Source organism: Olleya namhaensis (genome assembly GCF_900114005.1).
Lineage (GTDB): Bacteria > Bacteroidota > Bacteroidia > Flavobacteriales > Flavobacteriaceae > Olleya > Olleya namhaensis.
Genome location: NZ_FORM01000005.1, coordinates 213,461 through 235,195 on the forward strand (window position 1 = coordinate 213,461; position 21,735 = coordinate 235,195).

Annotated in this window: 26 protein-coding genes; 15 read left to right on the forward strand and 11 right to left on the reverse strand. The window is 32.2% G+C overall.

What is annotated here, in order from left to right:
- Positions 1-19: 19 nt before the first annotated feature.
- Positions 20-1,312: an amidohydrolase family protein gene (locus BMZ09_RS09705; RefSeq protein ID WP_090839961.1), complete on the forward strand. Its 1,293-nt coding sequence runs from the start codon at positions 20-22 to the stop codon at positions 1,310-1,312.
- Between the two features lie 26 nt (positions 1,313-1,338).
- Positions 1,339-1,698, forward strand: coding sequence for a hypothetical protein (locus BMZ09_RS09710; protein ID WP_090839963.1), 360 nt, complete (start codon positions 1,339-1,341; stop codon positions 1,696-1,698).
- 49 nt (positions 1,699-1,747) lie between these two features.
- Here the strand turns inward: BMZ09_RS09710 and BMZ09_RS09715 are convergent, their stop codons facing one another.
- Together BMZ09_RS09715 and BMZ09_RS09720 are read right to left on the reverse strand one after the other, a co-directional pair.
- Positions 1,748-2,551 carry a DUF6503 family protein gene (locus BMZ09_RS09715; protein WP_090839965.1) on the reverse strand — a complete coding sequence of 268 codons (804 nt, stop codon included), beginning with the start codon at positions 2,549-2,551 and terminating at the stop codon, positions 1,748-1,750.
- A 109-nt stretch (positions 2,552-2,660) separates the two neighbouring features.
- Positions 2,661-3,467, reverse strand: a complete 807-nt coding sequence (locus BMZ09_RS09720; RefSeq protein WP_090839967.1) for a DUF6503 family protein — start codon at positions 3,465-3,467, stop codon at positions 2,661-2,663.
- Between the two features lie 243 nt (positions 3,468-3,710).
- Between BMZ09_RS09720 and BMZ09_RS09725 the strand changes: the two genes are divergently transcribed.
- The 5 genes from BMZ09_RS09725 (at position 3,711) to BMZ09_RS09745 (ending at position 8,598) form a co-directional block, all read left to right on the forward strand.
- Positions 3,711-4,508: a TrmH family RNA methyltransferase gene (locus BMZ09_RS09725; protein WP_090839969.1), complete on the forward strand. Its 798-nt coding sequence runs from the start codon at positions 3,711-3,713 to the stop codon at positions 4,506-4,508.
- A gap of 4 nt (positions 4,509-4,512) precedes the next feature.
- On the forward strand, positions 4,513-5,745 hold the full coding sequence (locus BMZ09_RS09730; RefSeq protein ID WP_090839971.1) for a M48 family metallopeptidase: 1,233 nt from the start codon (positions 4,513-4,515) through the stop codon (positions 5,743-5,745).
- Between the two features lie 48 nt (positions 5,746-5,793).
- Complete coding sequence (locus BMZ09_RS09735; protein WP_090839973.1) at positions 5,794-6,600, forward strand: alpha/beta hydrolase; 807 nt, start codon at positions 5,794-5,796, stop codon at positions 6,598-6,600.
- A 35-nt stretch (positions 6,601-6,635) separates the two neighbouring features.
- A complete protein-coding gene (locus tag BMZ09_RS09740) occupies positions 6,636-7,364 on the forward strand; it encodes a YoaK family protein (protein WP_090839976.1) in 729 nt (242 codons plus the stop codon).
- A 103-nt stretch (positions 7,365-7,467) separates the two neighbouring features.
- On the forward strand, positions 7,468-8,598 hold the full coding sequence (locus BMZ09_RS09745) for an MBL fold metallo-hydrolase (protein WP_143067808.1): 1,131 nt from the start codon (positions 7,468-7,470) through the stop codon (positions 8,596-8,598).
- Between the two features lie 34 nt (positions 8,599-8,632).
- Here the strand turns inward: BMZ09_RS09745 and BMZ09_RS09750 are convergent, their stop codons facing one another.
- The 3 genes from BMZ09_RS09750 to BMZ09_RS09760 all read right to left on the reverse strand — a co-directional run bounded on the left by BMZ09_RS09750 (position 8,633) and on the right by BMZ09_RS09760 (position 10,851).
- Positions 8,633-9,535 (reverse strand): TIGR01777 family oxidoreductase, encoded by a 903-nt coding sequence (locus BMZ09_RS09750; protein WP_090839978.1) that lies wholly within the window; start codon positions 9,533-9,535, stop codon positions 8,633-8,635.
- A 99-nt stretch (positions 9,536-9,634) separates the two neighbouring features.
- Positions 9,635-10,321, reverse strand: a complete 687-nt coding sequence (mnmD, locus tag BMZ09_RS09755) for a tRNA (5-methylaminomethyl-2-thiouridine)(34)-methyltransferase MnmC2 (protein WP_090839980.1) — start codon at positions 10,319-10,321, stop codon at positions 9,635-9,637.
- The gene (locus tag BMZ09_RS09760; RefSeq protein ID WP_090839982.1) at positions 10,321-10,851 is read right to left on the reverse strand and encodes a DUF4920 domain-containing protein; all 531 of its coding nucleotides are present in this window, start codon (positions 10,849-10,851) and stop codon (positions 10,321-10,323) included. The genes mnmD and BMZ09_RS09760 overlap by 1 nt, the downstream gene beginning before the upstream one ends.
- 107 nt (positions 10,852-10,958) lie before the next feature.
- On the opposite strand from BMZ09_RS09760, the gene BMZ09_RS09765 reads away from it, so the two are divergent.
- Positions 10,959-12,026 (forward strand): branched-chain amino acid aminotransferase, encoded by a 1,068-nt coding sequence (locus BMZ09_RS09765; protein ID WP_090839984.1) that lies wholly within the window; start codon positions 10,959-10,961, stop codon positions 12,024-12,026.
- An 86-nt stretch (positions 12,027-12,112) separates the two neighbouring features.
- On the opposite strand, the gene BMZ09_RS09770 is transcribed toward BMZ09_RS09765, so the two are convergent.
- Positions 12,113-12,499 carry a pyrophosphohydrolase domain-containing protein gene (locus tag BMZ09_RS09770; RefSeq protein WP_090839986.1) on the reverse strand — a complete coding sequence of 129 codons (387 nt, stop codon included), beginning with the start codon at positions 12,497-12,499 and terminating at the stop codon, positions 12,113-12,115.
- 64 nt (positions 12,500-12,563) lie between these two features.
- On the opposite strand from BMZ09_RS09770, the gene BMZ09_RS09775 reads away from it, so the two are divergent.
- Positions 12,564-12,749, forward strand: a complete 186-nt coding sequence (locus tag BMZ09_RS09775; protein ID WP_090839988.1) for a hypothetical protein — start codon at positions 12,564-12,566, stop codon at positions 12,747-12,749.
- Between the two features lie 84 nt (positions 12,750-12,833).
- Here BMZ09_RS09775 and BMZ09_RS09780 read toward each other — a convergent pair whose 3' ends face one another.
- Positions 12,834-14,873: a dipeptidyl-peptidase 3 family protein gene (locus BMZ09_RS09780; RefSeq protein ID WP_090839990.1), complete on the reverse strand. Its 2,040-nt coding sequence runs from the start codon at positions 14,871-14,873 to the stop codon at positions 12,834-12,836.
- Positions 14,874-14,969: 96 nt separating this feature from the next.
- Here BMZ09_RS09780 and BMZ09_RS09785 point away from each other — a divergent pair, with 96 nt between their 5' ends.
- Together BMZ09_RS09785 and crcB are read left to right on the forward strand one after the other, a co-directional pair.
- Positions 14,970-16,016 (forward strand): SRPBCC family protein, encoded by a 1,047-nt coding sequence (locus BMZ09_RS09785; protein WP_090839992.1) that lies wholly within the window; start codon positions 14,970-14,972, stop codon positions 16,014-16,016.
- Positions 16,017-16,388, forward strand: coding sequence for a fluoride efflux transporter CrcB (gene crcB / locus BMZ09_RS09790; RefSeq protein WP_090839994.1), 372 nt, complete (start codon positions 16,017-16,019; stop codon positions 16,386-16,388).
- 1 nt (position 16,389) lies between these two features.
- Here the strand turns inward: crcB and BMZ09_RS09795 are convergent, their stop codons facing one another.
- A complete protein-coding gene (locus BMZ09_RS09795; RefSeq protein WP_090839996.1) occupies positions 16,390-16,995 on the reverse strand; it encodes a DUF1684 domain-containing protein in 606 nt (201 codons plus the stop codon).
- An 11-nt stretch (positions 16,996-17,006) separates the two neighbouring features.
- Positions 17,007-17,549, reverse strand: coding sequence for a DUF4252 domain-containing protein (locus tag BMZ09_RS09800; RefSeq protein WP_090839998.1), 543 nt, complete (start codon positions 17,547-17,549; stop codon positions 17,007-17,009).
- Between the two features lie 262 nt (positions 17,550-17,811).
- Between BMZ09_RS09800 and BMZ09_RS09805 the strand changes: the two genes are divergently transcribed.
- Genes BMZ09_RS09805 through BMZ09_RS09815 form a run of 3 tightly spaced genes read left to right on the forward strand, consistent with a single transcriptional unit; the run spans position 17,812 to position 20,159 of the window.
- A complete protein-coding gene (locus BMZ09_RS09805; RefSeq protein WP_090840000.1) occupies positions 17,812-19,023 on the forward strand; it encodes an MDR family MFS transporter in 1,212 nt (403 codons plus the stop codon).
- Positions 19,020-19,397: a VOC family protein gene (locus BMZ09_RS09810; protein WP_090840002.1), complete on the forward strand. Its 378-nt coding sequence runs from the start codon at positions 19,020-19,022 to the stop codon at positions 19,395-19,397. The genes BMZ09_RS09805 and BMZ09_RS09810 overlap by 4 nt, the downstream gene beginning before the upstream one ends.
- A 3-nt stretch (positions 19,398-19,400) precedes the next feature.
- Positions 19,401-20,159 carry a DJ-1/PfpI family protein gene (locus BMZ09_RS09815; protein ID WP_090840004.1) on the forward strand — a complete coding sequence of 253 codons (759 nt, stop codon included), beginning with the start codon at positions 19,401-19,403 and terminating at the stop codon, positions 20,157-20,159.
- 1 nt (position 20,160) lies between these two features.
- Here BMZ09_RS09815 and BMZ09_RS09820 read toward each other — a convergent pair whose 3' ends face one another.
- Positions 20,161-20,601: an Lrp/AsnC family transcriptional regulator gene (locus BMZ09_RS09820; RefSeq protein WP_090840006.1), complete on the reverse strand. Its 441-nt coding sequence runs from the start codon at positions 20,599-20,601 to the stop codon at positions 20,161-20,163.
- A gap of 116 nt (positions 20,602-20,717) precedes the next feature.
- Here BMZ09_RS09820 and BMZ09_RS09825 point away from each other — a divergent pair, with 116 nt between their 5' ends.
- A complete protein-coding gene (locus BMZ09_RS09825) occupies positions 20,718-21,113 on the forward strand; it encodes a hypothetical protein (protein WP_090840008.1) in 396 nt (131 codons plus the stop codon).
- 3 nt (positions 21,114-21,116) lie between these two features.
- On the opposite strand, the gene BMZ09_RS09830 is transcribed toward BMZ09_RS09825, so the two are convergent.
- Positions 21,117-21,731 (reverse strand): DEAD/DEAH box helicase, encoded by a 615-nt coding sequence (locus BMZ09_RS09830; protein WP_090840010.1) that lies wholly within the window; start codon positions 21,729-21,731, stop codon positions 21,117-21,119.
- Between the last annotated feature and the right edge of the window lie 4 nt (positions 21,732-21,735).

Sequence of the window (21,735 nt, forward strand, 5' to 3'; positions counted from 1 at the left end):
AATAAAACGATAATAAATCATGAGAACACTCAAAATATTAATCCTAACGTTATGTGTTTCGGCAATTAGTTTTGCACAACAAACGCCTGGAGATAAACAAACCCAAGCCATTACTATTGAAGGTGCAACAGCACATTTAGGAAATGGTGATGTTATTGAAAACGCCTTAATAATGTTTGAAAATGGTACACTAACTTTTGTTGGTAGTGCTAACTCAAAAATTGCAAGAAAAGGAACCATTATAGATGCCAAAGGTAAACATGTATACCCTGGCTTTATTGCACCAAATGCGACTTTAGGTTTAGTTGAAGTTGATGCTGTACGTGCTAGTGATGACGAAGACGAAGTTGGCGCTATGAATCCGCACATCCGCAGTCTAATTGCTTATAATACCGAATCTAAAGTAGTAGAATCTATGAGACCTAATGGTGTTTTAATGGCGCAAATCACACCTCGTGGTGGACGTATCTCTGGAACATCAAGTGTTGTACAATTAGATGCTTGGAACTGGGAAGATGCAGCGATTAAGGCTGATGATGCCATTCACTTAAACTGGCCAAGCAACTACTCTAGAGGACGCTGGTGGTTAGGAGAACCAAATGTTTTAAAAGAAAACAAAAACTACGCTAAAGAGATTGAAGAATTAACCAATTATTTTGCACAAAGCAAAGCCTATAACGCTAATAAAACAACACCAAAAGATTTGCCTTTTGAAGCGCTAAACGGGTTAATGGATGGTAGTAAAAGGCTTTTTGTACATGTAGATTATGAAAAAGGAATTACAGATGCAATCAATTTTGCTAAAGCAGAAAACATAAAACACCTTGTTATTGTTGGTGGTTATGAAGCTAATAATGTTGCCCACCTATTAAAGCAAAACAACGTCCCTGTATTATTGCAACGTACACATTCTAGACCAAAAGGAGACGATCATGATTACGACTTGCCATACAAATTAGCAACGCAATTAGTAAATTCAGGTATTTTAGTTGGTTTGGAAAATGCTGGAGATATGGAGCGTATGAACACTAGAAACTTACCATTTTTAGCTGGGACAACCGTAGCACACGGATTAACAAAAGCACAAGCACTAAGCTTAATAACATTAAACACTGCTAAAATATTGGGTGTAGATGACATCGTAGGCTCTTTAGAAGTTGGTAAAGACGCTACCCTTTTTATTAGCCAAGGTGATGCTTTAGACATGAGAACAAACAAATTAGACCAAGCTTTTATCCAAGGTCGCACTATTAGCTTAGAAACGCACCAAACAGAATTATACAAGCGTTATTCTGAGAAGTATAAGAAATAAACAGTACTAATTTTAAAACTATAGCTATGAAATATTTTTTGACACTTAGTTTAACACTTGTAAGTTACTTAGGTTTTTCGCAAGAAATTATAGTAGAGTCTAATACTAGTAAGCCAGTACAAGTAATAAATTATCCTGATTTTGATAATGTGTATGATAGACTAAAAGCTATTAGCACTAATATTAATGAAACACTAGTCCTAATTGATCGTTTAGATGAAATGAGACAAGGTCAATTGATAATAAACACAACTAATATCGGAAAATCTTTTGAAGGCGTTACATTAGATATAAGACCAAGTTTAGATATAGAATTACAAAACGTAATGTATACCGGCACATTTCTAAATCCTAATGGAAATAATCGGATAAACTTTAAAAAATAAAAAAAGCGACCCAATGGGTCGCTTTTTTTTATAATATTAATCGTAGTATTTACTCTACTACAGTTGCAGCTTCTGGCTTTGCAAATGTACTTGCAGGTAATGCTTGCTTAGATAAAGTAACATCAGTAAACTGTAAATCGTTACGTTTTTTAACTGGTAAATTATCTTCAACAATATACCATGTTAAAGTCTCAGGCAATACCATACCTTCAACAGTATGCCAATTACTATATTTAATAAACGACCATTTTTCGCTTTTAGCTTTACTATTAAAAGTAACAGTATATGCTAACCATTCCATTTTAAATGTTGTTGGGTTGTAATACAACACATACTCGTCATCAGATGACTCTCCTACACCATTATCATAACTAATTTTAATTCCAGGATATTCAACACCTTCAAAACTTAAAGGTTTTGTAACTTCATAGTTAATTCCGCTATCAGCCAATACAAATGGCATTGTATGAAAATAGAACATTAAATTATAATAAAACTTTGGGTTACCTTTATAAACCTCAGCACTTTTATTATCTAACCATACGGTCTTACCATCATATCCTAAAACGTGATCTGGCATTGTAATTAAAGACCGTCTAGATTTTAAATTTACAGCAGTTACCTCCTTACCGTTTGGCTTATTTATTGTAAACGCAACAGATTGCATCTGATTCCAATTATCCAAACCACCATGTGCCTTAAATACATTAGATATATTTTCTGGATAGATTGACGTTGTTACGTCAAGTGTTTCTTTTGAGTAATCTGTTTCAACTGTTGTTTCTGTTTTAACTTCACCTTTACAAGAAAAAAGTAATAATCCTAAGGCTAAAGTGTACACTAATTGTTTCATTTATATTCTGTTTTATTTAAGTATTTTAATTGAGTCGTAATTAATTATATTCATTACAAAAAAAAGCTTCAGTTAAATACTGAAGCTTTTAATTAATTTAATGTTGTCTTTAATTTACAAAATTTGCTTTTTCAGGCTTATCAAATAACGATTGATCTGGAGCTGTTTTTGTTAATTTAATGTTTGTAAAAACATTTGGTGCTTTTGGAGTCGTTGGCTTATCATCTTTAAAACCGTAACCTGTTATAACTTTAGGTAAAATTAAACCGTTTACAGATTGCCATTCGCTATATCTTCTAAAGTGTAACTCCTTAGTATCTATTCCAGGTACAAAGTTTACAGTATATCCTAACCATTCCATTTTAAAAGTATCCTCATTATAGTATAGCACATATATATCTTCTGGTGTTGCTCCAACTCCATTATCGTAAGAAATTTTAATTCCAGGATACGTCACACCTTCAAAAGTAAGTGCTTCCGCCTCAGAAAATTTAATTCCGTCGTCAGACAAAATAAAAGGCATTGTATAAAAATAGAACATTAAGTTATATCCAAATTGAGGATCATAACCTTTATATTCTACGTTAGATTTATTTAATAACCATGGCTTTTGACCATCAAAACCAATTGCGTGATCTGGGGATTCTATCTTAGCTTTTCTATTCTTTAAATCTGTAATGGTAATTTCTTGTCCTGATGGTTTTACTTGTGTAAATTCTAAAGCTTTCATAGATTTCCAAAGCTTCAAACCACCATGAGCATCAAATACTTTTCTTAAGTTCTCAGGATATTTTGTCATATCGATTTCAACTATTTTTTCTGTTGTATCAGCAGTAATAGTGGCCTCTTTTTTTGTTTCTGTTTTACAAGAAAACAATAATAACCCTAGGGATAATGTGTAAAATAAATGTTTCATTTAAATATTGGTTTTTTAGTATTCTTTACTTGCGCGAAAATAATTACTATTCTTTACATAAAAAAAGTTATAATTTTTATTTAACATTTCATTTTAATATTTCAAAAACCTTGCATTTACTAGGGTTTACGATATCGTTTGCGAACATAACATCTAAATTTTTCTTAGTAAATGCCTAGCATGGTATACTGCAAGAATTACCTTAAATTTGTACAATCTAAATCAAAGGGTACACAAATTAGCATGAGCAATAAACAAATAAGTAGCACTCAAAATCCATTAATAAAACACATTGTTTTATTAAAAGACAAATCTCGCGAACGTAAAAAAACAAATACTTTTGTTTTAGAAGGTGAACGCGAAATACAATTGGCTTTAAACGGACAGTATGCTATCGAAACTATTTTAGTGTTACCTGAAATTTATGACACCAAAAAACTAATTGATTTCCCTGATACTATCAATATCATTGAAGTCTCTAAAGACGTCTACCAAAAAATAGCTTATCGCGAAACTACGGAAGGCATCATGGCTATTGCCAAAAGTAAACCGCATCAATTAGAATCTATTGTTTTTAATAATAACAATCCTTTAATTTTAATTGCCGAAGCACCTGAAAAACCAGGTAATATTGGTGCTATTTTGCGTACTGCGGATGCTGCTAATGTAGACGCTGTGATTATTGCAAATCCAAAAACAGACTTATACAATCCAAACATAGTACGTTCTAGCGTTGGTTGTATTTTTACTAATCAAATTGCAACAGGAACAACTGAAGATATTATCGCCTTTTTAAATCAAAATAATATTGCTATTTACAGTGCCATTTTACAAGATGCTGTGCATTATCACGAGCAAGATTATAGTAAAGGAAGTGCTATTGTAGTTGGTACGGAAGCTGATGGTTTAAGTGATACTTGGCGAAAAGCATCTAAGCAAAATATAAAAATACCTATGCAAGGTGCCATAGACTCCATGAATGTGTCTGTTGCAGCTGGAATATTAATTTTTGAAGCTAAACGTCAGCGTAATTTTAAATAATCTAATGACAGCAACTACTTTGTTTTATATTTTAATAGCTATTATAACCATCAGTTTTATAATTGATAACATTTTAGATGCGCTTAACGCGAAACATTATAACGATGCTTTGCCTAAAGACTTACAAGATGTTTATGATGACGCAGAATACAAAAAATCGCAACGTTATAAAGCTACTAACTATAAATTTGGGTTGCTTACTTCAACATTTTCTTTATTACTTACATTAGGATTTTTCTTTTTTGATGGTTTTGCTTACGTAGATCAAATAGCTAGACAATTAACAGAACATTCTATTTTGATTACTTTAATTTTCTTTGGAATAATCATGTTAGGTAGTGATGTACTAACCACTCCCTTTTCTTACTACAAAACCTTTGTTATCGAGGAACAGTTTGGGTTTAATAAAACCACAAGAAAAACCTTTATCCTAGACAAAATTAAAGGTTGGTTTATGACCATTTTTATTGGTGGTTTAATATTAGGTGCATTAACTTGGTTTTATCAAACTACAGGTTCAACATTTTGGATATATGCTTGGTTATTAATAACCGTTTTCACGGTGTTTGTTAACCTGTTTTACTCCAGGCTAATTGTCCCTATATTTAATAAACAAAGTCCATTAGAAGCCGGAAGCTTGCGCACTGCAATCTCTGACTATGCCAACACTGTAGGTTTTAATTTAGATAAAATTTATATCATTGATGGTTCTAAACGTAGCACAAAAGCAAACGCTTATTTTTCTGGTTTTGGAAACGAAAAACGTGTCACACTTTATGACACTTTAGTTAATGACTTAAATGAAGATGAAATTGTTGCTGTCTTAGCACACGAAGTTGGTCATTACAAAAAGAAACACATTATTTTTAACTTAGCAACCTCTGTAATATTAACTGGGTTTACCTTATATATTTTATCGCTTTTAATAGAAAATCCAATGTTAAGTGAAGCATTAGGTGTCACAACACCAAGTTTTCATATTGGACTAATTGCGTTTGGTATTTTATATTCGCCTTTATCCGAAATTACAGGGTTATTAATGAACTGGTTTTCACGTAAGTTTGAATACCAAGCCGATAATTATGCTAAAACCACCTTTAAGTCTGAACCTTTAATTACGTCGCTTAAAAAATTGTCTAAAAATAGTTTAAGTAATTTAACGCCTCATCCAGCCTATGTCTTTATGCATTATTCGCATCCTACATTACTGGAAAGAATTAAAAATTTAAGACAATAATTTTACCTTGATTTATTTTTTGTTTTAACTTGTAGTCAAATCGTTATTATGAAAAAAATCAGCTGCTACTTAGTATTATGTTTAGTGTTTTTTGGATGTAAAGACAACACACAAATCATAGATCCAATACCAGAACACGACACGTTTACAATAGCTTCTAAAGCAGTTAACGAAACTAGAGTTATCACTGTTTGGACACCTCCCGAGTATAAAACATCTACTACTACCTTCCCTGTATTGTATATGCCTGACGGCGGAATTAAAGAAGATTTCTCGCATATTGCTAATACACTTGCAGAACTTATAAAATCAAAAAGCATTTCTCCGATTATTCTTGTTGGAATAGAAAACACGGACAGAAGAAGAGATTTATCCGGATTTTCTAAAGTTAAAGAAGATGAACAATATTGTCCATTAACGGATGGTGCTAAAAACTTTAGAGCATTTATTACTGATGAGTTATTTCCTGAAATCAATTCGCGTTACCGCACAAATGAAAGAAAGGGTATTGTTGGCGAATCTCTAGCTGGTCTTTTTGTTGTCGAAACCATGTTACTAAAACCAGATACTTTTAATTTTTATATAGCTATGGATCCATCATTATGGTGGAATGATATGCACTTAGTCAAAACTGCATCGGATAAATTAGCTGCATTAAACAATAAAGAAATTAAATTTTGGTTTGCAGGATCTGACGCTAAAGACATATCCATTGCGACAAACAAATTAGACAAACTATTAAAAGCAGAGGCGCCAGAAAACTTAATTTGGCAATACTCTGATGCCCCTAATGAACAACACAACACCATTTTTAGAGCAACTAAAGACAAAGCTTTTAAATGGACGTTACAGTAATTGCTTATCACTTATAGTAACTAAAACAAAAAACAATGTTTAGACATCAAGGCAAAAGCAGAAACTTAAAACATAATCTGCGTATTGCTACGGTATTATCCTTTGTTGCCGGAATTGTTAATGTTGTAGGCTTTTTAGCTTTCAAACAATTAACAACAAATGTAACAGGTCATTTTGCACTATTTATAACGGACGTTGCTGATCTTGACGTTTGGAAAGGAACGATCTATTTTCTATATATATTCTCATTTTTATTAGGATCCTTTACCTCTAGTTTTTTAATTGAATTTTTTAAAGAAAACAAACAGCTAAATGTTTACGTTTTACCCACACTTATTGAATGTTTTATCTTAATATCTATTGGCTGTTTAAGTAATTTTATAATTATCACTTCTCCCAACATTATTGTTTGCTTGCTTCTTTTTGCAATGGGGCTTCAAAACTCTTTTGTAACTAAAATTTCAAATGCAGTTGTTAGGACCACACATCTTACTGGTCTTTTTACCGATCTAGGTATTGATCTTTCTCTATTGTTTTTTCCAAAATTTGACACCATAAGAGCAAAACTAAAAGCAAATATTAAACTTCGTATTTATATCATTTTATTCTTTTTTGCTGGTGGACTTATTGGTGGATTCTTTTACTCTAAAGTAAACCTAAAGTTGAATACCTTGATTATAGGTGCTGTCATTTTACTAATAAGTTTGTTCTATGATGATCTTAGGTATAAAGTAATAAAGACTAGAAGAAAAAAAATCAAATAATAGTAATTAACTAATATTTCTAAAAGAACAAAAGCCCTATTAATCACAAGTCCTAAATTAAACCATTAATAAAACTAATAGTCCAAGTATCAAATCATACCTCATGACACGATACTTAATACTAGTACTCCTTTTTTTAGGAACACAATTGTCTGCTCAAAATAACATAAATCATTTAACAGCTACAATTATTGGTTCTGGATCACCTAAATATAATACAGAACGTTCTGGACCGTCAGTATTAATCACTTATAAAAACACACAAATATTGGTGGATATGGGTAATGGTACTCAGGCCAATCTAAACAAAAACAATACTAAGATTAAAATGCTTGATGGCTTACTATTTACACATCATCATTTAGACCATAATGAGGAATTTGCGCCAATTTTTATTCAATCGTTACTTGGTGGAAATAAAATAATAATTGCAGGTCCAAAACAAACCGCTTCTATAGTTGATAATATTTTAGATATTTATGAAGAAGACATCGCGTATAGACTCTCTAAATCCGATAGAAGTTTAAATGATGTTCTATCCAACTTTAAAAATAAAAACCTAACAGAGAATACTCCCTTTTATATCGGAGACATCAAAGTGTCATACACCTTAGTAAATCATACTATTGAAACTTTAGCCTATCGATTTGATGTTGGTGATGAATCTATTGTAATTTCTGGAGACTTAACCTATTCTGAATCATTACCAATTTTAGCTAAAAATGCGGACTATTTAATAATGGATTCTGGTGGTGCAATTGCGGCTGGTTCTAAAAGAAATGCTACAAATAACAAGATTAACAAACAGTCAACTAAAGAAAAAGCCCATGTTAATTTAACAGAAAGCTCTAAAATGGCTAAAGAAGCCAATACTAAAAACTTAGTATTAACGCACTTTACATTTGCAACAATTGATGAAGAAGCAACGACTACCCAAATTCGTGAAAATTATAATAACACAGTGTTATACGCTCAAGACTTAATGGTTATTACTTGTAATGACAGTATAGTTGAAAATAATAAAACACAAGTTGACCCTAAACAACTGTCTGAAATAAACACTCCAAATTCAGTACCAAATTTCGCGAATATGCTGAAAAGAATGGATGATAATAGGGATGGAAAGATTTCGAAAACCGAAGCCAAAGGAAAACTAAAAGAAAATTTTACAAATAGAGACAAAAATAATGATGGCTATATCACTGAAGATGAACTATCCAAAAGGAATCAATAAAAACAGTATAACAAACTATTGTAAACAAATCATCCTAATACTCCTCCTGTAAGGCGCTTTGAAGATTATAATGTATAAAATTAAAACCTGTTTCTTCAACTTTTTGAGAACTTACACGTTGGCTCTCAAATAACAAGATATGCATATCTCCTAAAATAAGCTTCATTGCAAACTCTGGAATATTAGGCAATAGTAATGGTCTTTTTAATTGCTTTGCTATTGCTTTTGTTAAATAAGTATTAGTCTCTGGATTTGGTGCTACACCGTTATAAATACCTTCTAATTTATGTTCTAAAACATGTAAAAACAAATTAGCAAGATCTGAAATATGTATCCAAGATTGCCATTGTTTACCAGACCCAAATGCCGCACCGACGCCAAACTTAATAGGTTTAGCCATTTCTGGAAGCGCTCCGCCTTTTGCAGATAGGACTAATCCAATTCTAACTTTAGAAACCATAATATCCAAACTAGAAAAGGCATCTACTGCTTGCTCCCATTGTTCCACTACTTGACCTAAAAAGGACGTGCTAACTTCTTTCGAGTCCTCCGTATAATAATTAGTTAATGAATTTGGATAAATACCAATAGCACTAGCTGAAACAATTTGAGTAACTTGATTAGGATTATTTTGCAATGTATTGAATATTAATTGAGAGGTCTGAACACGACTTAACAAAATAGTCTTTTTATACGCTTCTGTCCAACGTTTAGAAATGCTAGCACCAACCAAATGGATAATTGCTTGCACATCTTCTAAGCACGCCACATCAATCTCGTTTTTAGAGGGATCCCAATAAAAACCTTTGTAGTTTTCGGCTTTAGACAATTTGGATTTACTTGTTGTTAAATAATTAACAGCAATATTATTTAAGCGACATTGTTTTACAATTTCGCTTCCAATTAATCCTGTTGCTCCCGTAATTAAAATTCGCATTACTTTTTTTATTAAAAATACGAATAAGTAATACTAACTTTTAACGGTTTAAGTAAGCTTTAACGTTTAATTATAAGAATAAAAAAACACTTCGGACAACTAAATTTTTACAGCTCTTAAAATATGACGTTTATTTGGCGGTCCCGGTAATCGATCTACTTTAAAACCTGCACTAATCATAGCACGTCTTGCTGCACCTTGTGCACAATACGTAATTAATATACCGTTTGTTTTAAGCGCCTCGAACATAATTTTAAAAATAGGCTCTGTCCATAATTCTGGTTGTGCACCTGGACCAAACGCATCATAATAAATGACATCATATTGTGCTTTGTCCTCTAATTTAAAAATATCAATATTACGCTTTTCAAGACTAAATTGATCTGTAAGTTGATGTTGCTCTTCCCAAGAGACATCGTGCATTTGATTAAAAACTGATTGCTTGTCTTTTTTCAAAAATAAATCAGGGTAATTTAATTGTGCTACAATATCTAGTCCTACAGGAAAGGTTTCTATACCAACATAGTTGATATTTACTGGCAATGCTTCTGTTTTTAAAAACGTATTAAAAGCATTTAATCCAGACCCAAAGCCAACTTCTAAAATAGAACAGGATTGTTTTAAGTCCTGCTCCTTTTCAGAAGACAAAACAGAAAACAATCCTGCATTTATATATACAAAGTTAGACTCTTCTATTGCGCCATAAGTAGAATGATATAAGGCATTATACTTGGGATGTAACAAAGTTGAAGATCCGTCTTTTGTTAATTCTATTTGTGGTTTCACTATTTAGTATCTACTAATAGTACACCATCTGCTTCAAAAGAATACGTACGTTTTGGTTCTGTAATTTTCTCAATTTCTTCTTTAGATGCGCCTTTATCTTCAGCATAATGACGTTGCTCATCTACAGGCACCTCTTTAACATATGCCATTCCATTTACAATTACCATTTGTCCTGCAATGTCTTTTGGCATAAAAAAACCATAGTCTTTAAACTTTACCATCACTTCATTACCATCTCCTAAATCTGCTGTCATCCAACAGCCTTTAGCTTGGCAAACTTCTTTTACTTTTAACGTTACTTTAGCAGGAATGCTATCTCCAGACTTTAAATCTTTATAATGGGCTATCATAGATCTAGATGCAATAGCGTCGTTAGCTATAATCTCTTTTCCAAACGGCTTAAAAGTAATAGCATCTGCTCGCTCCGTTGCTTCTTTTTTAGCAACTTCTGCAGCATCTTGCTGCTTAGTGTCGTTTTTACAAGCAACTATTGTTACTAATAGTGCTAATAAGATGAAATAATTTCTCATGGTGTTATCTATTAAATTATGTTATTCAAAGATAGTATTTTAAGTGCAATAGCATACTTTCTAATTTATATTTCTGTATTTTTGTGTCAGAAAAACAACCACAAAATATGGCAGCTTTAACCAAAAACGACATAAAAATTACACGAACTGAATCTTCAAAAATAAGTTCGATTGATTTTAACAATTTAGCATTCGGACAAGTGTTTTCTGATCACATGCTAATTTGCGATTATAAGAATGGTAAGTGGCACACTCCAGAGATTGTTCCTTACAGCCCAATTACTTTAGATCCATCAGCGAAAATTTTTCATTATGGACAGTCTATTTTTGAAGGTATGAAAGCCTACAAAGATGATAAAGAAGATGTCTTTATGTTTAGGCCTATGGATAATGTAAGACGCTTAAATGTGTCTGCTAAACGTTTATCTATTCCTGAGTTACCAGAAGCGTATTTCATGGAAGGTTTAAAAGCCCTTTTAGAAGTGGAAAAAGATTGGATCCCAACTGCAGAAGGAAGTTCTTTATATATTAGACCATTTATTTTTGCATCAGGAAAAGGATTTCATGCCTCTCCTGCTGATGAGTATAAATTTATTATTTGTGCGGCACCTTCAGGCGCTTATTTTTCTGGAAAAGTTAATGTTTTAATAGAAGAAACGTACTCACGTAGTGCAAACGGTGGTGTAGGATTTGCTAAAGCTGGTGGTAATTATGCTGGACAGTTTTATCCAACACAATTAGCAAAAGCAAAAGGATACCAACAAGTTATTTGGACCGACGATACTACGCACGAATTTATAGAAGAAGCTGGTGCGATGAATGTCTTTATTCGTATTAACGATACCCTTTTAACATCTCCTGTAAGTGACCGTATTTTAGACGGAATTACCAGAAAAAGTATTTTACAATTAGCAGAAGCTGAAGGCTTAAAAACAGACGTTAGAAAAGTAAAAGTTAGTGAGTTAGTTGAAGCATCTAGAAATGGAAGTTTAAAAGAAATGTTTGGAGCAGGAACAGCTGCAGTAATTTCTCCAATTTCTGGTTTTGGATTTAGAGGCGAAGATTTTATAATTCCAGAACAAGATGCTTCTTTTGCATCAAAATTAAAAAATCGTATTGTAGCAATACAAACTAATAAAGTTGAAGACCCGTTTGGATGGCGTGTAAAACTTTAATTAGAACATATAAATATATCTAGTTTTTAGATAGCAAAAAAAAGCAACCAATTGGTTGCTTTTTTTTGTACTTATATGTTAATAAATTACTTATCCAATATTGCTTTTATATTTGGCTTAAAATAATTTGGTCCCTTTAATACTTTTCCATCTTCGCGATAAATAGGTTCTCCGTCTTCACCTAATTTACTCATGTTACTGCGTTGTATTTCGTTAAATACTTCTTCAATTTTATGTTGCATACCATGCTCTATAATAGTACCACATAAAATATATAACATATCTCCTAAAGCATCTGCAACTTCGACTAAATCGTTATTTTGTGCAGCCTCGAAATATTCTGCATTTTCCTCTCGCATTAGTTCAAAACGCAATTTATTTTTAGCCTTACCTAAATCCGCTTTTGGCGCCTCTTTATGTCCTATTTTAAAAGCTGTATGAAAAGCTTTTACTGCTTCAATTTTATCTTGCATGTAATTGTTGTTTTATTCTTTGATGTTAGTCCTTAGTTTTAGTAATTTTGCTTAAAAATAAATTATGTTTAGTAAAGGACAAATCGTTTTTGGAGTTTTATTCGCTATTGCTTTTATTTTAGTGCTTATAAGAATGTACAGAAAAGATTTAAAACTACATAAAGCACACTTTAAAGGTGTCCCATGGGTACTTCTAGCCTTCCTTGGTTTTATTGGGATGATTGTGGCTATTAAAGTTATATTTAAATAAAAACGACACTATTTTTAAGTAATAAAAAAAGCCTTAATCTAAATTAGATTAAGGCTTTTTAATTTCCGCGTAAGCGTTATAATTTTAGTTTACTTCTGGTAAAAAACTGTAGTTTTTACTGTAAAATAACATTTGACCATCAAAACTTTCTGGTTGTGTTACTTTAATAGCAGTAATCTCTCCATCAGCATTTGTTTCTGGCACTAATACAGGATTTACAAAACCGCTGTAAGCAGGAGATGTAAACTGTTTGTTACGCTCTAAAACTTCTTTATGAATAGCTTGGTCCACTTTTACACCATAACCTTCTACTAAGTCTTCTACAGCTTTATAATCGCCTTCAGACTTGATACGTTGTGTTTCGCGCAATAACTCGCCAAAAAGACTATGAAGTTTTTCATAATCATTGATGTTAAAATATGTTTTTCCATCACGAGTAATTTTTTCTATTACGTTATCAGCTTTTCCTTTTTCAAATACCCAAGCACTAACCCATTGTCTGTTACGCATATGCGCTTCTTCTACTTCGTCTCCGATATTTAATCTAATTAACTGAGTCATTAATCCATTACGGATGTAACCATCATAGGCTGCCATACCAACGTTTTCCCAATCGTCAACCAATCCTAAATCTTGAATTTTTGGATTATACAAGTAGTATAAACCAACTAAATCAGCACGACCTTCTTCTAAAGTAGAAGCATAATTTTTAAGTGTTTCTTTAGTCTCTCCTACACCTGGATTTAATTGTCCTGAGGCGTGTCCAATAACTTCGTGTAATGCTGTATGCAACTTATCTGCTATTTGTCCGTATTTTTCTTCTAAAATATACTCTTGGTCATCGTTTACAAATTCTTTTAAACGCCCCGTACTTCCTGCGTTGTTGTACGCATGAATAATATTACCTAAAGACACTGACTTACTTCCTACAGCTGCACGAATCCAGTTAGCGTTTGGTAAGTTTACGCCAATTGGTGTGCTAGGTGATGCATCTCCTGCCTCTCCTGCGACATTTACTACCTTATAAGTTACACCAACCACATTTTTCTTTTTGTGTGCATCCATTAAAGGTGAATTATCTTCAAACCATTGTGCGTTTTCTGATAATACAGCCATTTTTGCTGACATGTCAAAATCGTTGATTTGTACAACTGTTTCGTAAGATCCTCTATATCCTAATGGGTCATTATAAACTTCAATAAAACTATTAATATAATCTACATTTCCTGCAGTAGCAGCAGTCCAAGCTACGTTATAATTATCCCAAGTTTGTAAATCTCCTGTTTTGTAGTATCTAATTAAAAGCCCCAAAGCAGTACCTTGTTCTTTATTTTCTGCAACGCCTTTTGCTAATTCTAACCATTTAACAATTTGGTCAATAGCTGCACCGTATAAACCACCAGACTTATACACACGTTCTTTCAAAACACCATTCTCTTTAACTAACTGAGAGTTTAAACCATATGACAATGGCTTATCTGGGTTTGGCGATTTCATTTTTTTGTAAAACGATTCTACATCTGCATTAGTAACACCAGGTCCGTAAAAGTTAACAGCAGATAATGCAACATTATCAACCCCTTTAGATAGGTTTACTTTTTTGCTATCTGTATCATTAAACAAGACGTTAAATGCTTCTCCAGCTAACGTTGTGTTAGTTGCAGTCATAATTTCTTGTAAATACTCTTTAGAAAAATCTGGCTTAAGCTTATCGTTAGAATAGTGGTGATGGATACCATTACTAAACCATACACGTTTTATGTAAGCATCAAAAGCTTTCCAATCTGCAGTAGCTTTATCTCCTGAAAAGTTAGTATAAATGTTTTCTAATGCTTTTCTGATTTTTAGATTATGTCTGTAGTTTTGGTCCCACATAATATCGCGACCTGCCAAACCTGCTTGTGTTAAATAATAAACTAGTTTTTGTTCTTTTAAGGTTAGATTTTCCCAACCCGGAATTTGATATCGTAGTATTTTAATATCTGCAAATTGCTCGACATTAAAGTCAAAAGCTGTTTCGGCTTTTGCTGTTTCCTGTGTTGCTGGCTTTTCTGCCTTATCATTACCACAAGAAAACAATAGTGTTGCAACAAACGCAGCACTTAGTATTGATTTTAGTTTCATAATTAATATAGTTTTTTAAAAGTCTTTAAAGATAAGAATTTAACAAATTGTAAATTGATTATCTTTGAAATAACTAACTATTTAATTTTGCTCAGAATGAAATACATAAAGTACCTATTGTTTCTATTATTAATTGCAATTATAGCAATAGCTATTTATGTAGCAGTACAACCTAATGATTATACAGTAACTAGAAGTAAAACTATACAAGCACCTGCAAGTCTAATTTACAATGAAGTTATTGATTTTAAAAACTGGGAAGATTGGAATGCTTGGATTGAAGAAAAGCCAGAAATGACTATTACTTATCCTGAACAAACAAAAGGTATAGATGGTGCTTATTATTGGACTGATAATGGCGAAACGGGCACAATGACTACAACAGATAACAATCCAAATAAATCGATAACACAAGTCATGCAATTTGGAGACTATCCTAGCTCTGATGTTATATGGAGTTTTATACCAAACCCTGACGGAAGTACGGCGGTAAAGTGGACCATTTCTGGGAAAGATTTACCGTTTGGATTTAAAGCATATAGTGCGTTTTCTGGAGGGATGGACAAGCAAATAGGTCCATATTATGAGCGTAGTTTGGACCTTCTAGATCGTAAGGTTACAGAAAGTATGAAACAACATAGCATAACAATAAATGGTGTTACAGAACATGGTGGTGGCTTTTATGTATACAACACCACTTCTTCTAAAATGGAGACTTTTAAAGGAAAAATGGAGCAAATGTTTCCAAAATTAAAACAATATTTTAAGGACAATAATATCACGCCATCTGGAGCACCATTTGTAATTTATCATAAATGGGATTTAGAGAATAATGCAGTTATGTTTTCTTGTGCAATGCCAACTGCAGATCGTATTATTACTTCTCAAGATGATATATTAACTGGACAATTACAACCTTTTAGTGCTTTAAAAACAACCTTAAAAGGAAACTATTCTCACTTAGAAAAAGCATGGAATACTGCAATGAGCTACCAAACAGATAACAACTTAGTTGCAGATAAAACAGGTGTAACTTTGGAAGTATATGTGACAGATCCAACCAACACACCAAATCCATCAGATTGGATTACAGAAATATATTTACCTATACTAATAGAAAACAACACAACTTTAAGTAATTAAATGAAACAACTTGTATTAGTCTTTGTAGGTGGTGGTTTTGGAAGCGTCCTGCGTTATATTATTGGAAAAGCACTTAATAATACTGAAAACGGGATTCCGTATGGCACCTTTTTAGCCAATATTTTGGGTAGTTTATTAATAGGGATTATTCTAGGTTTAGCCTTAAAAAACAACACCCTTAACAATAATCAAACGTTATTATTAGCGACTGGTTTTTGTGGTGGATTCACAACTTTCTCTACGTTTGCTTATGAGAATCACTTGTTTTTAAAATCAGGAGATTTTACAAGTTTTGCTCTTTATACTATTACCAGTTTTATACTTGGTTTTTTAGCAGTATTTTTTGGGATGTGGGTTGCTAAACAATTTTAATCTAGTCTTTTTTATACTTTTTAACTCCAGCTTCAATGCGCACATATAAAATGTTTTCGCTTGGTACAATGGGGCAAGAATACTTTTTATTATAAGCACAATAGGGATTATACGCCCTATTAAAGTTTATAACCATTTGGTTATTTTCCGGTAATTTAACCTCGACATAACGTCCGCCCTTATAGCTTTCTTCTCCGTTAGTATTATCCATAAATGGCAAAAACAGAGCTTCCTCCTCGCCTAGTTGCTTTACAGATTCGATATTTTGATAGACGTTTAGATTTTGCTCTTTTCCGTCTATAGTAAAAGTAACTTCGCCATATTTTACATAATCTACTAAACGATCTGTAGTTGTTTTCATTTTAAAAGAAGACTCATTTGGTGTTCTTTTAAACGCTGCAGTAACTACGTAAGTACTATCAAATTTAAAAAAATCTAAACTTCTAAAGGCTTTACGGTCACTATCCGTTAAAGGCGATTTTGCTGCATCTTTAAAATTAGCATTCATTTCGCGTTGGTACTCAGTATCTCCTAACAAGGGTAGCTTATCTTGAGCACAGCTTAATGTAACAGAAATTATGATAAATAAAACAACAACTTTTTTCATAAATTATAGACTTAGTTATTTGGGTTAAACGAAGGACTAATAGTCATATTGCTATTAGATTTATAAGATTGTAATAAGTCCTGAGAAAAGGCATCAAAATTTTTAGCTTCTGATAAGACTTTTATTTTATCGGGATCAAAACTACCTTTTAAATAAAACGCTGTCGTTTTTAAATTATTACTATTAAATATAATGACATCTGTTAAAATGTTACCACGTTCTTTGACCGAAATAATTCTAGTCTCGGCAACCTCATTTTTTCTAAACATATCAGTAAAACCAGAGTTTGTAACTGCATTCATTTCAGAAATAACAGAGGCTCTTCTTTGCTCGCTTACCTGTTCTAATTGGATGTATTTTAAATCTTGTAAATTTCCAATAACACTTTTTGTTTGCACAGAAACCGAACTTAGCAAAGCTTTCATAAAATTAGGCACTTGAAAAGACGTCGCACCCAAGTCTGTTTTATGAGCATTATAAAACCCTTGAAATGAAGCGCTTCCGCAAGAAAAAAACAGCGTAAAAAGTGATATGATAAATAGTGTTTTTTTCATTTATAAAAATTTATTTAATTGTGGTTTAAAAAAATAGGCTGTTCAAAAATACAACTTAATAAAAATTTTTGTCTAGATTTGAACTCAATAAAGCAAAAAAAAATGAATTTAGTCATTACATATTTAACTAAACAAACCTCTTGTAGACATACGAGTAGTTGGACCTGTTATATGTTATGCTGATTTAAATATCAATTTATACAATACAAAAAAGTCCAACCTAACCGTTGGACTTTTTACATTTATACTAACTACCAAACCAATGAAAAAACTACTAAAAAATTACATAAGCACTTTTGACGGACTGTCAAAAGAAGTATGGTGGCTGTCTTTAATTACGTTAATTAACAGAGCCGGTACCATGGTTATTCCTTTTTTGTCTTTGTATTTAACAGAAGACTTAGGATTTACTTTGTCAAACGTCGGTACAATAATGACCGCTTTTGGACTTGGATCTGTCATCGGATCATGGTTAGGCGGAAAACTAACCGATAAGATTGGTTACTATAAAATAATGGTTTTTAGTTTATTTATTTCTGGCTTCATGTTTATTGGCTTGCAATACCTAAAAACAATTTACACCTTGTCCTTAGGTATTTTTGCTTTAATGGTTGTTGCAGATATGTTTAGACCAGCCATGTTTGTAGCGTTAAGCGCCTACAGTAAACCCGAAAACAAAACTAGAAGTGTCACTTTAATTAGATTAGCTATTAATTTGGGCTTTTCTGCAGGTCCCGCTGTTGGAGGTTTAATAATTGTGAGCTTAGGTTATGGTGGTCTATTTTGGGTAGACGGTATTACATGTATTGCTGCCACACTATTATTAATAAAGGTGCTAAACCCTAAAAAGACACGCGTACAAGATGAAATTAAAGTAGACAACCCCTACTCTGCTTATAAAGACAAACCGTTTATTATCTTTTTATTTGCACTGTTTTTGTTTGGTTTTATATTCCTGCAATACTTTTCTACAATGCCTTTATATTACAGAGAAAGACACTTGCTAAGCGAATTAGAAATTGGATTACTACTAGGTGCCAATGGTTTTTTTATCTTTTTATTAGAAATGCCATTAATTAAGTATTTAGAAAATACGCGCTTTGCTAAGACGTCACTAATATTATTTGGTGCTTTTTTAACTGCCATTAGTTTTCTAATTCTTAATTTTTCTAACTGGTCAGGCATTCTAATTTTTGCTATGTTTTTAATGACCCTTGGCGAAATGATAGCTTTTCCTTTCGCTAATGCGTTTGCATTACAACAAGCTAAAAAAGGAAACCAAGGAGAATATATGGCATTATATTCCATAGCTTTTTCTTTTGCCCACATCTTTGGTCATAAATCAGGAATGGAACTTGTAGAAGGTGTAGGTTATGATAACACATGGTATATCATGACTGTCTTAGGTGGTTTATGCATGCTACTTTTATATATCTTAAATCAATTTATAAAACGTAAAAAATTAGTTAGATGAATTTAAACCAAGTCACTATATCATCTGTTAATTTAGAAAAAGCTGTGGCATTTTATACTTTATTAGGTCTCAAACTTATTGTAGATGCGTTACCGCGTTACGCAAGGTTTGAGTGTCCTGATGGAGACGTTACATTTTCTATTCATTTTAATGAAAATAAACAACAACACAATAACACTATAGTTTACTTTGAAGATGAAAATTTAGAAGCTTTAGTTTTTCAACTGAAACAAAAAGGTATTACTTTTATATCAGAACTAGAATACAAGTCTTGGCTTTGGACCGAAGCCCATCTTTTAGATCCCGACGGGAATAAAATTATATTATTTAAAGCTGCCAAAAACCGAAAAAATCCACCTTGGCGCATAAACTAGATTATGAAACATATACTATACCTTTTTACTGTATTACTTTTTGTTAGCTGTAATTCTTCTGAAACTAAAAAAGAAGATAAAACTAATACTAGTCCTATAGAAGAAACTAAAATAAAAAAGCAATTCCCAGATTTAAAACCAGACCGTTATAATGTCGCGTTTTTAATTATGGATGGCACATTTAATACTGAATTAACTGCCCCTTATGATATTTTTCAGCACACTATATTTAGAGATAGTATAAAAGCTATGAATGTATTTACGGTTGCTAATACAGACCATCCAATAACTACATTTGAAGGTATGCGTTTGCTACCTGATTACAACTATATTAAAGATAGCTTACCCAAAATTGATATACTAGTTGTACCAAGTGCAGAGCATCATTTAGATACAGATTTAGACGATATAGCATTAATCAATTTTGTAAAGCAAGTAGATAAAACTGCCACATTTGTTACCTCGCATTGCGATGGTGCTTTTGTATTAGCTGAAGCTGGTGTCTTAAACAATAAAGTATCCACAACGTTTCCTAGTGATATTGATACCATGCGTAAACGCTACCCAGATTTAGATATTAAAAAAGAGGTGCTTTTTGTGCATGATGGTAAATATATTACGTCTGCTGGAGGTGCTAAAAGCTTTGAAGCAGCCTTGTATTTATGTGAGTATTTATATGGTAAAGAAGTCGCACAATCCTTAGCTGGAGGCTTGGTTATAGATTGGGACTTAAATACAGTACCACACCTAATTGTAAACTAAATTAAAATTTTTTAATAGAATTATTTTTAACAACGTGAGACAAGATAATTTGTGTTTTGCATTCGCCATACACAATTAACTGATCTATAAATGCTTCTAAATGTTTGTGGTTTTTCAATACCACTTCCATCACTATGTTTTCGTTACCCGTAATTCTATAGCAATTTACAACCTCATCAAGTGTTTTTACTTTTTCAAGGAAAGGCTTTAATTTTCCCATAAACGCTTGTAAAGTAATTAACGCCTTAAGTTGGTATCCTACTTCAAAAGGAGAGATTAATGTAATGTGATTTTGGATAATTCCTAAATCCTCCATTTTCTTAATACGCTCTGAAACAGCAGGAGAGGTAATTCCTACTTGTCGTCCAATAGCAGCGTTTGATTGTCTTGAATTTTGTTGCAAACACTTTAAAATCTTCCAACTTAGGTCATCAACAATCATATTAAAGTATTTTTATAAAATTATTTAATTATTAAAGCAAATATACATATTTACTTTAAAATCGAAAGATAAAAATACAAGCTTGTTATTATTTTTGATAAAAAAGAAAAAGTAAAATGTCGGCTCCAATTCCTTCTCATCTTTCAGAACTACCTATATATAAGCAAGCTATGCAAATATTTATGTTGTCTAGAAATATTTCTAGTTACTTAAATCATGATTTAGCGTATTTATACGACGATGGTAGAGAGGACTCAAATATTTATGTGTCTGGAGATATTGTACAGCAATCTGTGTCTTTAGCACCAGAGATTATTAGTGCGGAACTAGAACATTGTCATTATAAAAAGCATAGACATATTGCTTCCGTAAACCTATTAACCAATAGGTTATACAAAAACTGTAGTCGTTTAGAATCTTGTAATAGTAATGGTAAAGATTATTTACCAATATTAAAAAGAGAAATCCGTAAGTTTAGAAAACTACAAACTACTTGGATGTTAACGCTGTAGATTTTAAGTAAAATCTACTATCCTCGCATTATACATAAAGGAATCTTTAAAGGCCTTAATTTTTGCATTAAACGTTTCAGAAAAAATTACAAATTTGGCTTTAGGTGCACTTTCGCTTAATCTTAGAATATAGTTATGAAAGTTATTTCTTACAATAAAATCAGCATCATGCAGCATAAACAACTGTAATTCACCTAAATGCAAACTATTTAAATGATATAACTTGCTTAATCGTTTTGGTGTAGCAATTAGTATATCAACACCATAATACACTTCTTCACGTTGTTTTTCTAAATCATACTCTTCATAAGCACAATATAAACGTAAATCTGTTCTTTTTGTAAACACTTCAAAACGCTCCCTTAAATCTAAAGCTGCTTTTTTATCTTTGACTACAATTAATGCTCTTGCAGAATCCTCAAAAGCTTCAGCACCCAATTTTTGAATGGTACTAATAATCATTGCTGTAGTCTTACCGCAATCTTTTGGACCAATAGCATACACATCGCTTCCTGCTTTTATTAAAGGCATCACTTGTTTTTGAAACGGATTAGTAGTTTCAAAACCTGCTTTTTCAATATTTTCTTTTAATGAAGGATGGTATTTCTTGAAAGACATTTAT

Excerpts from the sequence above, each read along its gene's own strand:
- BMZ09_RS09775 (WP_090839988.1), top strand. The coding sequence starts at position 12,564 with ATGTTTAGTAAAGGACAAATCGTTTTTGGAGTTTTATTCGCTATTGCT.
- BMZ09_RS09800 (WP_090839998.1), bottom strand. The coding sequence starts at position 17,549 with ATGAAAAAAACACTATTTATCATATCACTTTTTACGCTGTTTTTTTCT.
- BMZ09_RS09785 (WP_090839992.1), top strand. The coding sequence starts at position 14,970 with ATGAAATACATAAAGTACCTATTGTTTCTATTATTAATTGCAATTATA.
- BMZ09_RS09745 (WP_143067808.1), top strand. The coding sequence starts at position 7,468 with ATGACACGATACTTAATACTAGTACTCCTTTTTTTAGGAACACAATTG.
- BMZ09_RS09750 (WP_090839978.1), bottom strand. The coding sequence starts at position 9,535 with ATGCGAATTTTAATTACGGGAGCAACAGGATTAATTGGAAGCGAAATT.
- BMZ09_RS09825 (WP_090840008.1), top strand. The coding sequence starts at position 20,718 with ATGTCGGCTCCAATTCCTTCTCATCTTTCAGAACTACCTATATATAAG.
- BMZ09_RS09730 (WP_090839971.1), top strand. The coding sequence starts at position 4,513 with ATGACAGCAACTACTTTGTTTTATATTTTAATAGCTATTATAACCATC.
- BMZ09_RS09815 (WP_090840004.1), top strand. The coding sequence starts at position 19,401 with ATGAAACATATACTATACCTTTTTACTGTATTACTTTTTGTTAGCTGT.
- BMZ09_RS09710 (WP_090839963.1), top strand. The coding sequence starts at position 1,339 with ATGAAATATTTTTTGACACTTAGTTTAACACTTGTAAGTTACTTAGGT.
- BMZ09_RS09725 (WP_090839969.1), top strand. The coding sequence starts at position 3,711 with ATGAGCAATAAACAAATAAGTAGCACTCAAAATCCATTAATAAAACAC.
- BMZ09_RS09805 (WP_090840000.1), top strand. The coding sequence starts at position 17,812 with ATGAAAAAACTACTAAAAAATTACATAAGCACTTTTGACGGACTGTCA.
- BMZ09_RS09795 (WP_090839996.1), bottom strand. The coding sequence starts at position 16,995 with ATGAAAAAAGTTGTTGTTTTATTTATCATAATTTCTGTTACATTAAGC.
- BMZ09_RS09720 (WP_090839967.1), bottom strand. The coding sequence starts at position 3,467 with ATGAAACATTTATTTTACACATTATCCCTAGGGTTATTATTGTTTTCT.
- BMZ09_RS09765 (WP_090839984.1), top strand. The coding sequence starts at position 10,959 with ATGGCAGCTTTAACCAAAAACGACATAAAAATTACACGAACTGAATCT.
- BMZ09_RS09830 (WP_090840010.1), bottom strand. The coding sequence starts at position 21,731 with ATGTCTTTCAAGAAATACCATCCTTCATTAAAAGAAAATATTGAAAAA.
- BMZ09_RS09760 (WP_090839982.1), bottom strand. The coding sequence starts at position 10,851 with ATGAGAAATTATTTCATCTTATTAGCACTATTAGTAACAATAGTTGCT.
- BMZ09_RS09770 (WP_090839986.1), bottom strand. The coding sequence starts at position 12,499 with ATGCAAGATAAAATTGAAGCAGTAAAAGCTTTTCATACAGCTTTTAAA.
- BMZ09_RS09705 (WP_090839961.1), top strand. The coding sequence starts at position 20 with ATGAGAACACTCAAAATATTAATCCTAACGTTATGTGTTTCGGCAATT.
- crcB (WP_090839994.1), top strand. The coding sequence starts at position 16,017 with ATGAAACAACTTGTATTAGTCTTTGTAGGTGGTGGTTTTGGAAGCGTC.
- BMZ09_RS09810 (WP_090840002.1), top strand. The coding sequence starts at position 19,020 with ATGAATTTAAACCAAGTCACTATATCATCTGTTAATTTAGAAAAAGCT.
- BMZ09_RS09715 (WP_090839965.1), bottom strand. The coding sequence starts at position 2,551 with ATGAAACAATTAGTGTACACTTTAGCCTTAGGATTATTACTTTTTTCT.
- BMZ09_RS09780 (WP_090839990.1), bottom strand. The coding sequence starts at position 14,873 with ATGAAACTAAAATCAATACTAAGTGCTGCGTTTGTTGCAACACTATTG.
- BMZ09_RS09820 (WP_090840006.1), bottom strand. The coding sequence starts at position 20,601 with ATGATTGTTGATGACCTAAGTTGGAAGATTTTAAAGTGTTTGCAACAA.
- BMZ09_RS09735 (WP_090839973.1), top strand. The coding sequence starts at position 5,794 with ATGAAAAAAATCAGCTGCTACTTAGTATTATGTTTAGTGTTTTTTGGA.
- BMZ09_RS09740 (WP_090839976.1), top strand. The coding sequence starts at position 6,636 with ATGTTTAGACATCAAGGCAAAAGCAGAAACTTAAAACATAATCTGCGT.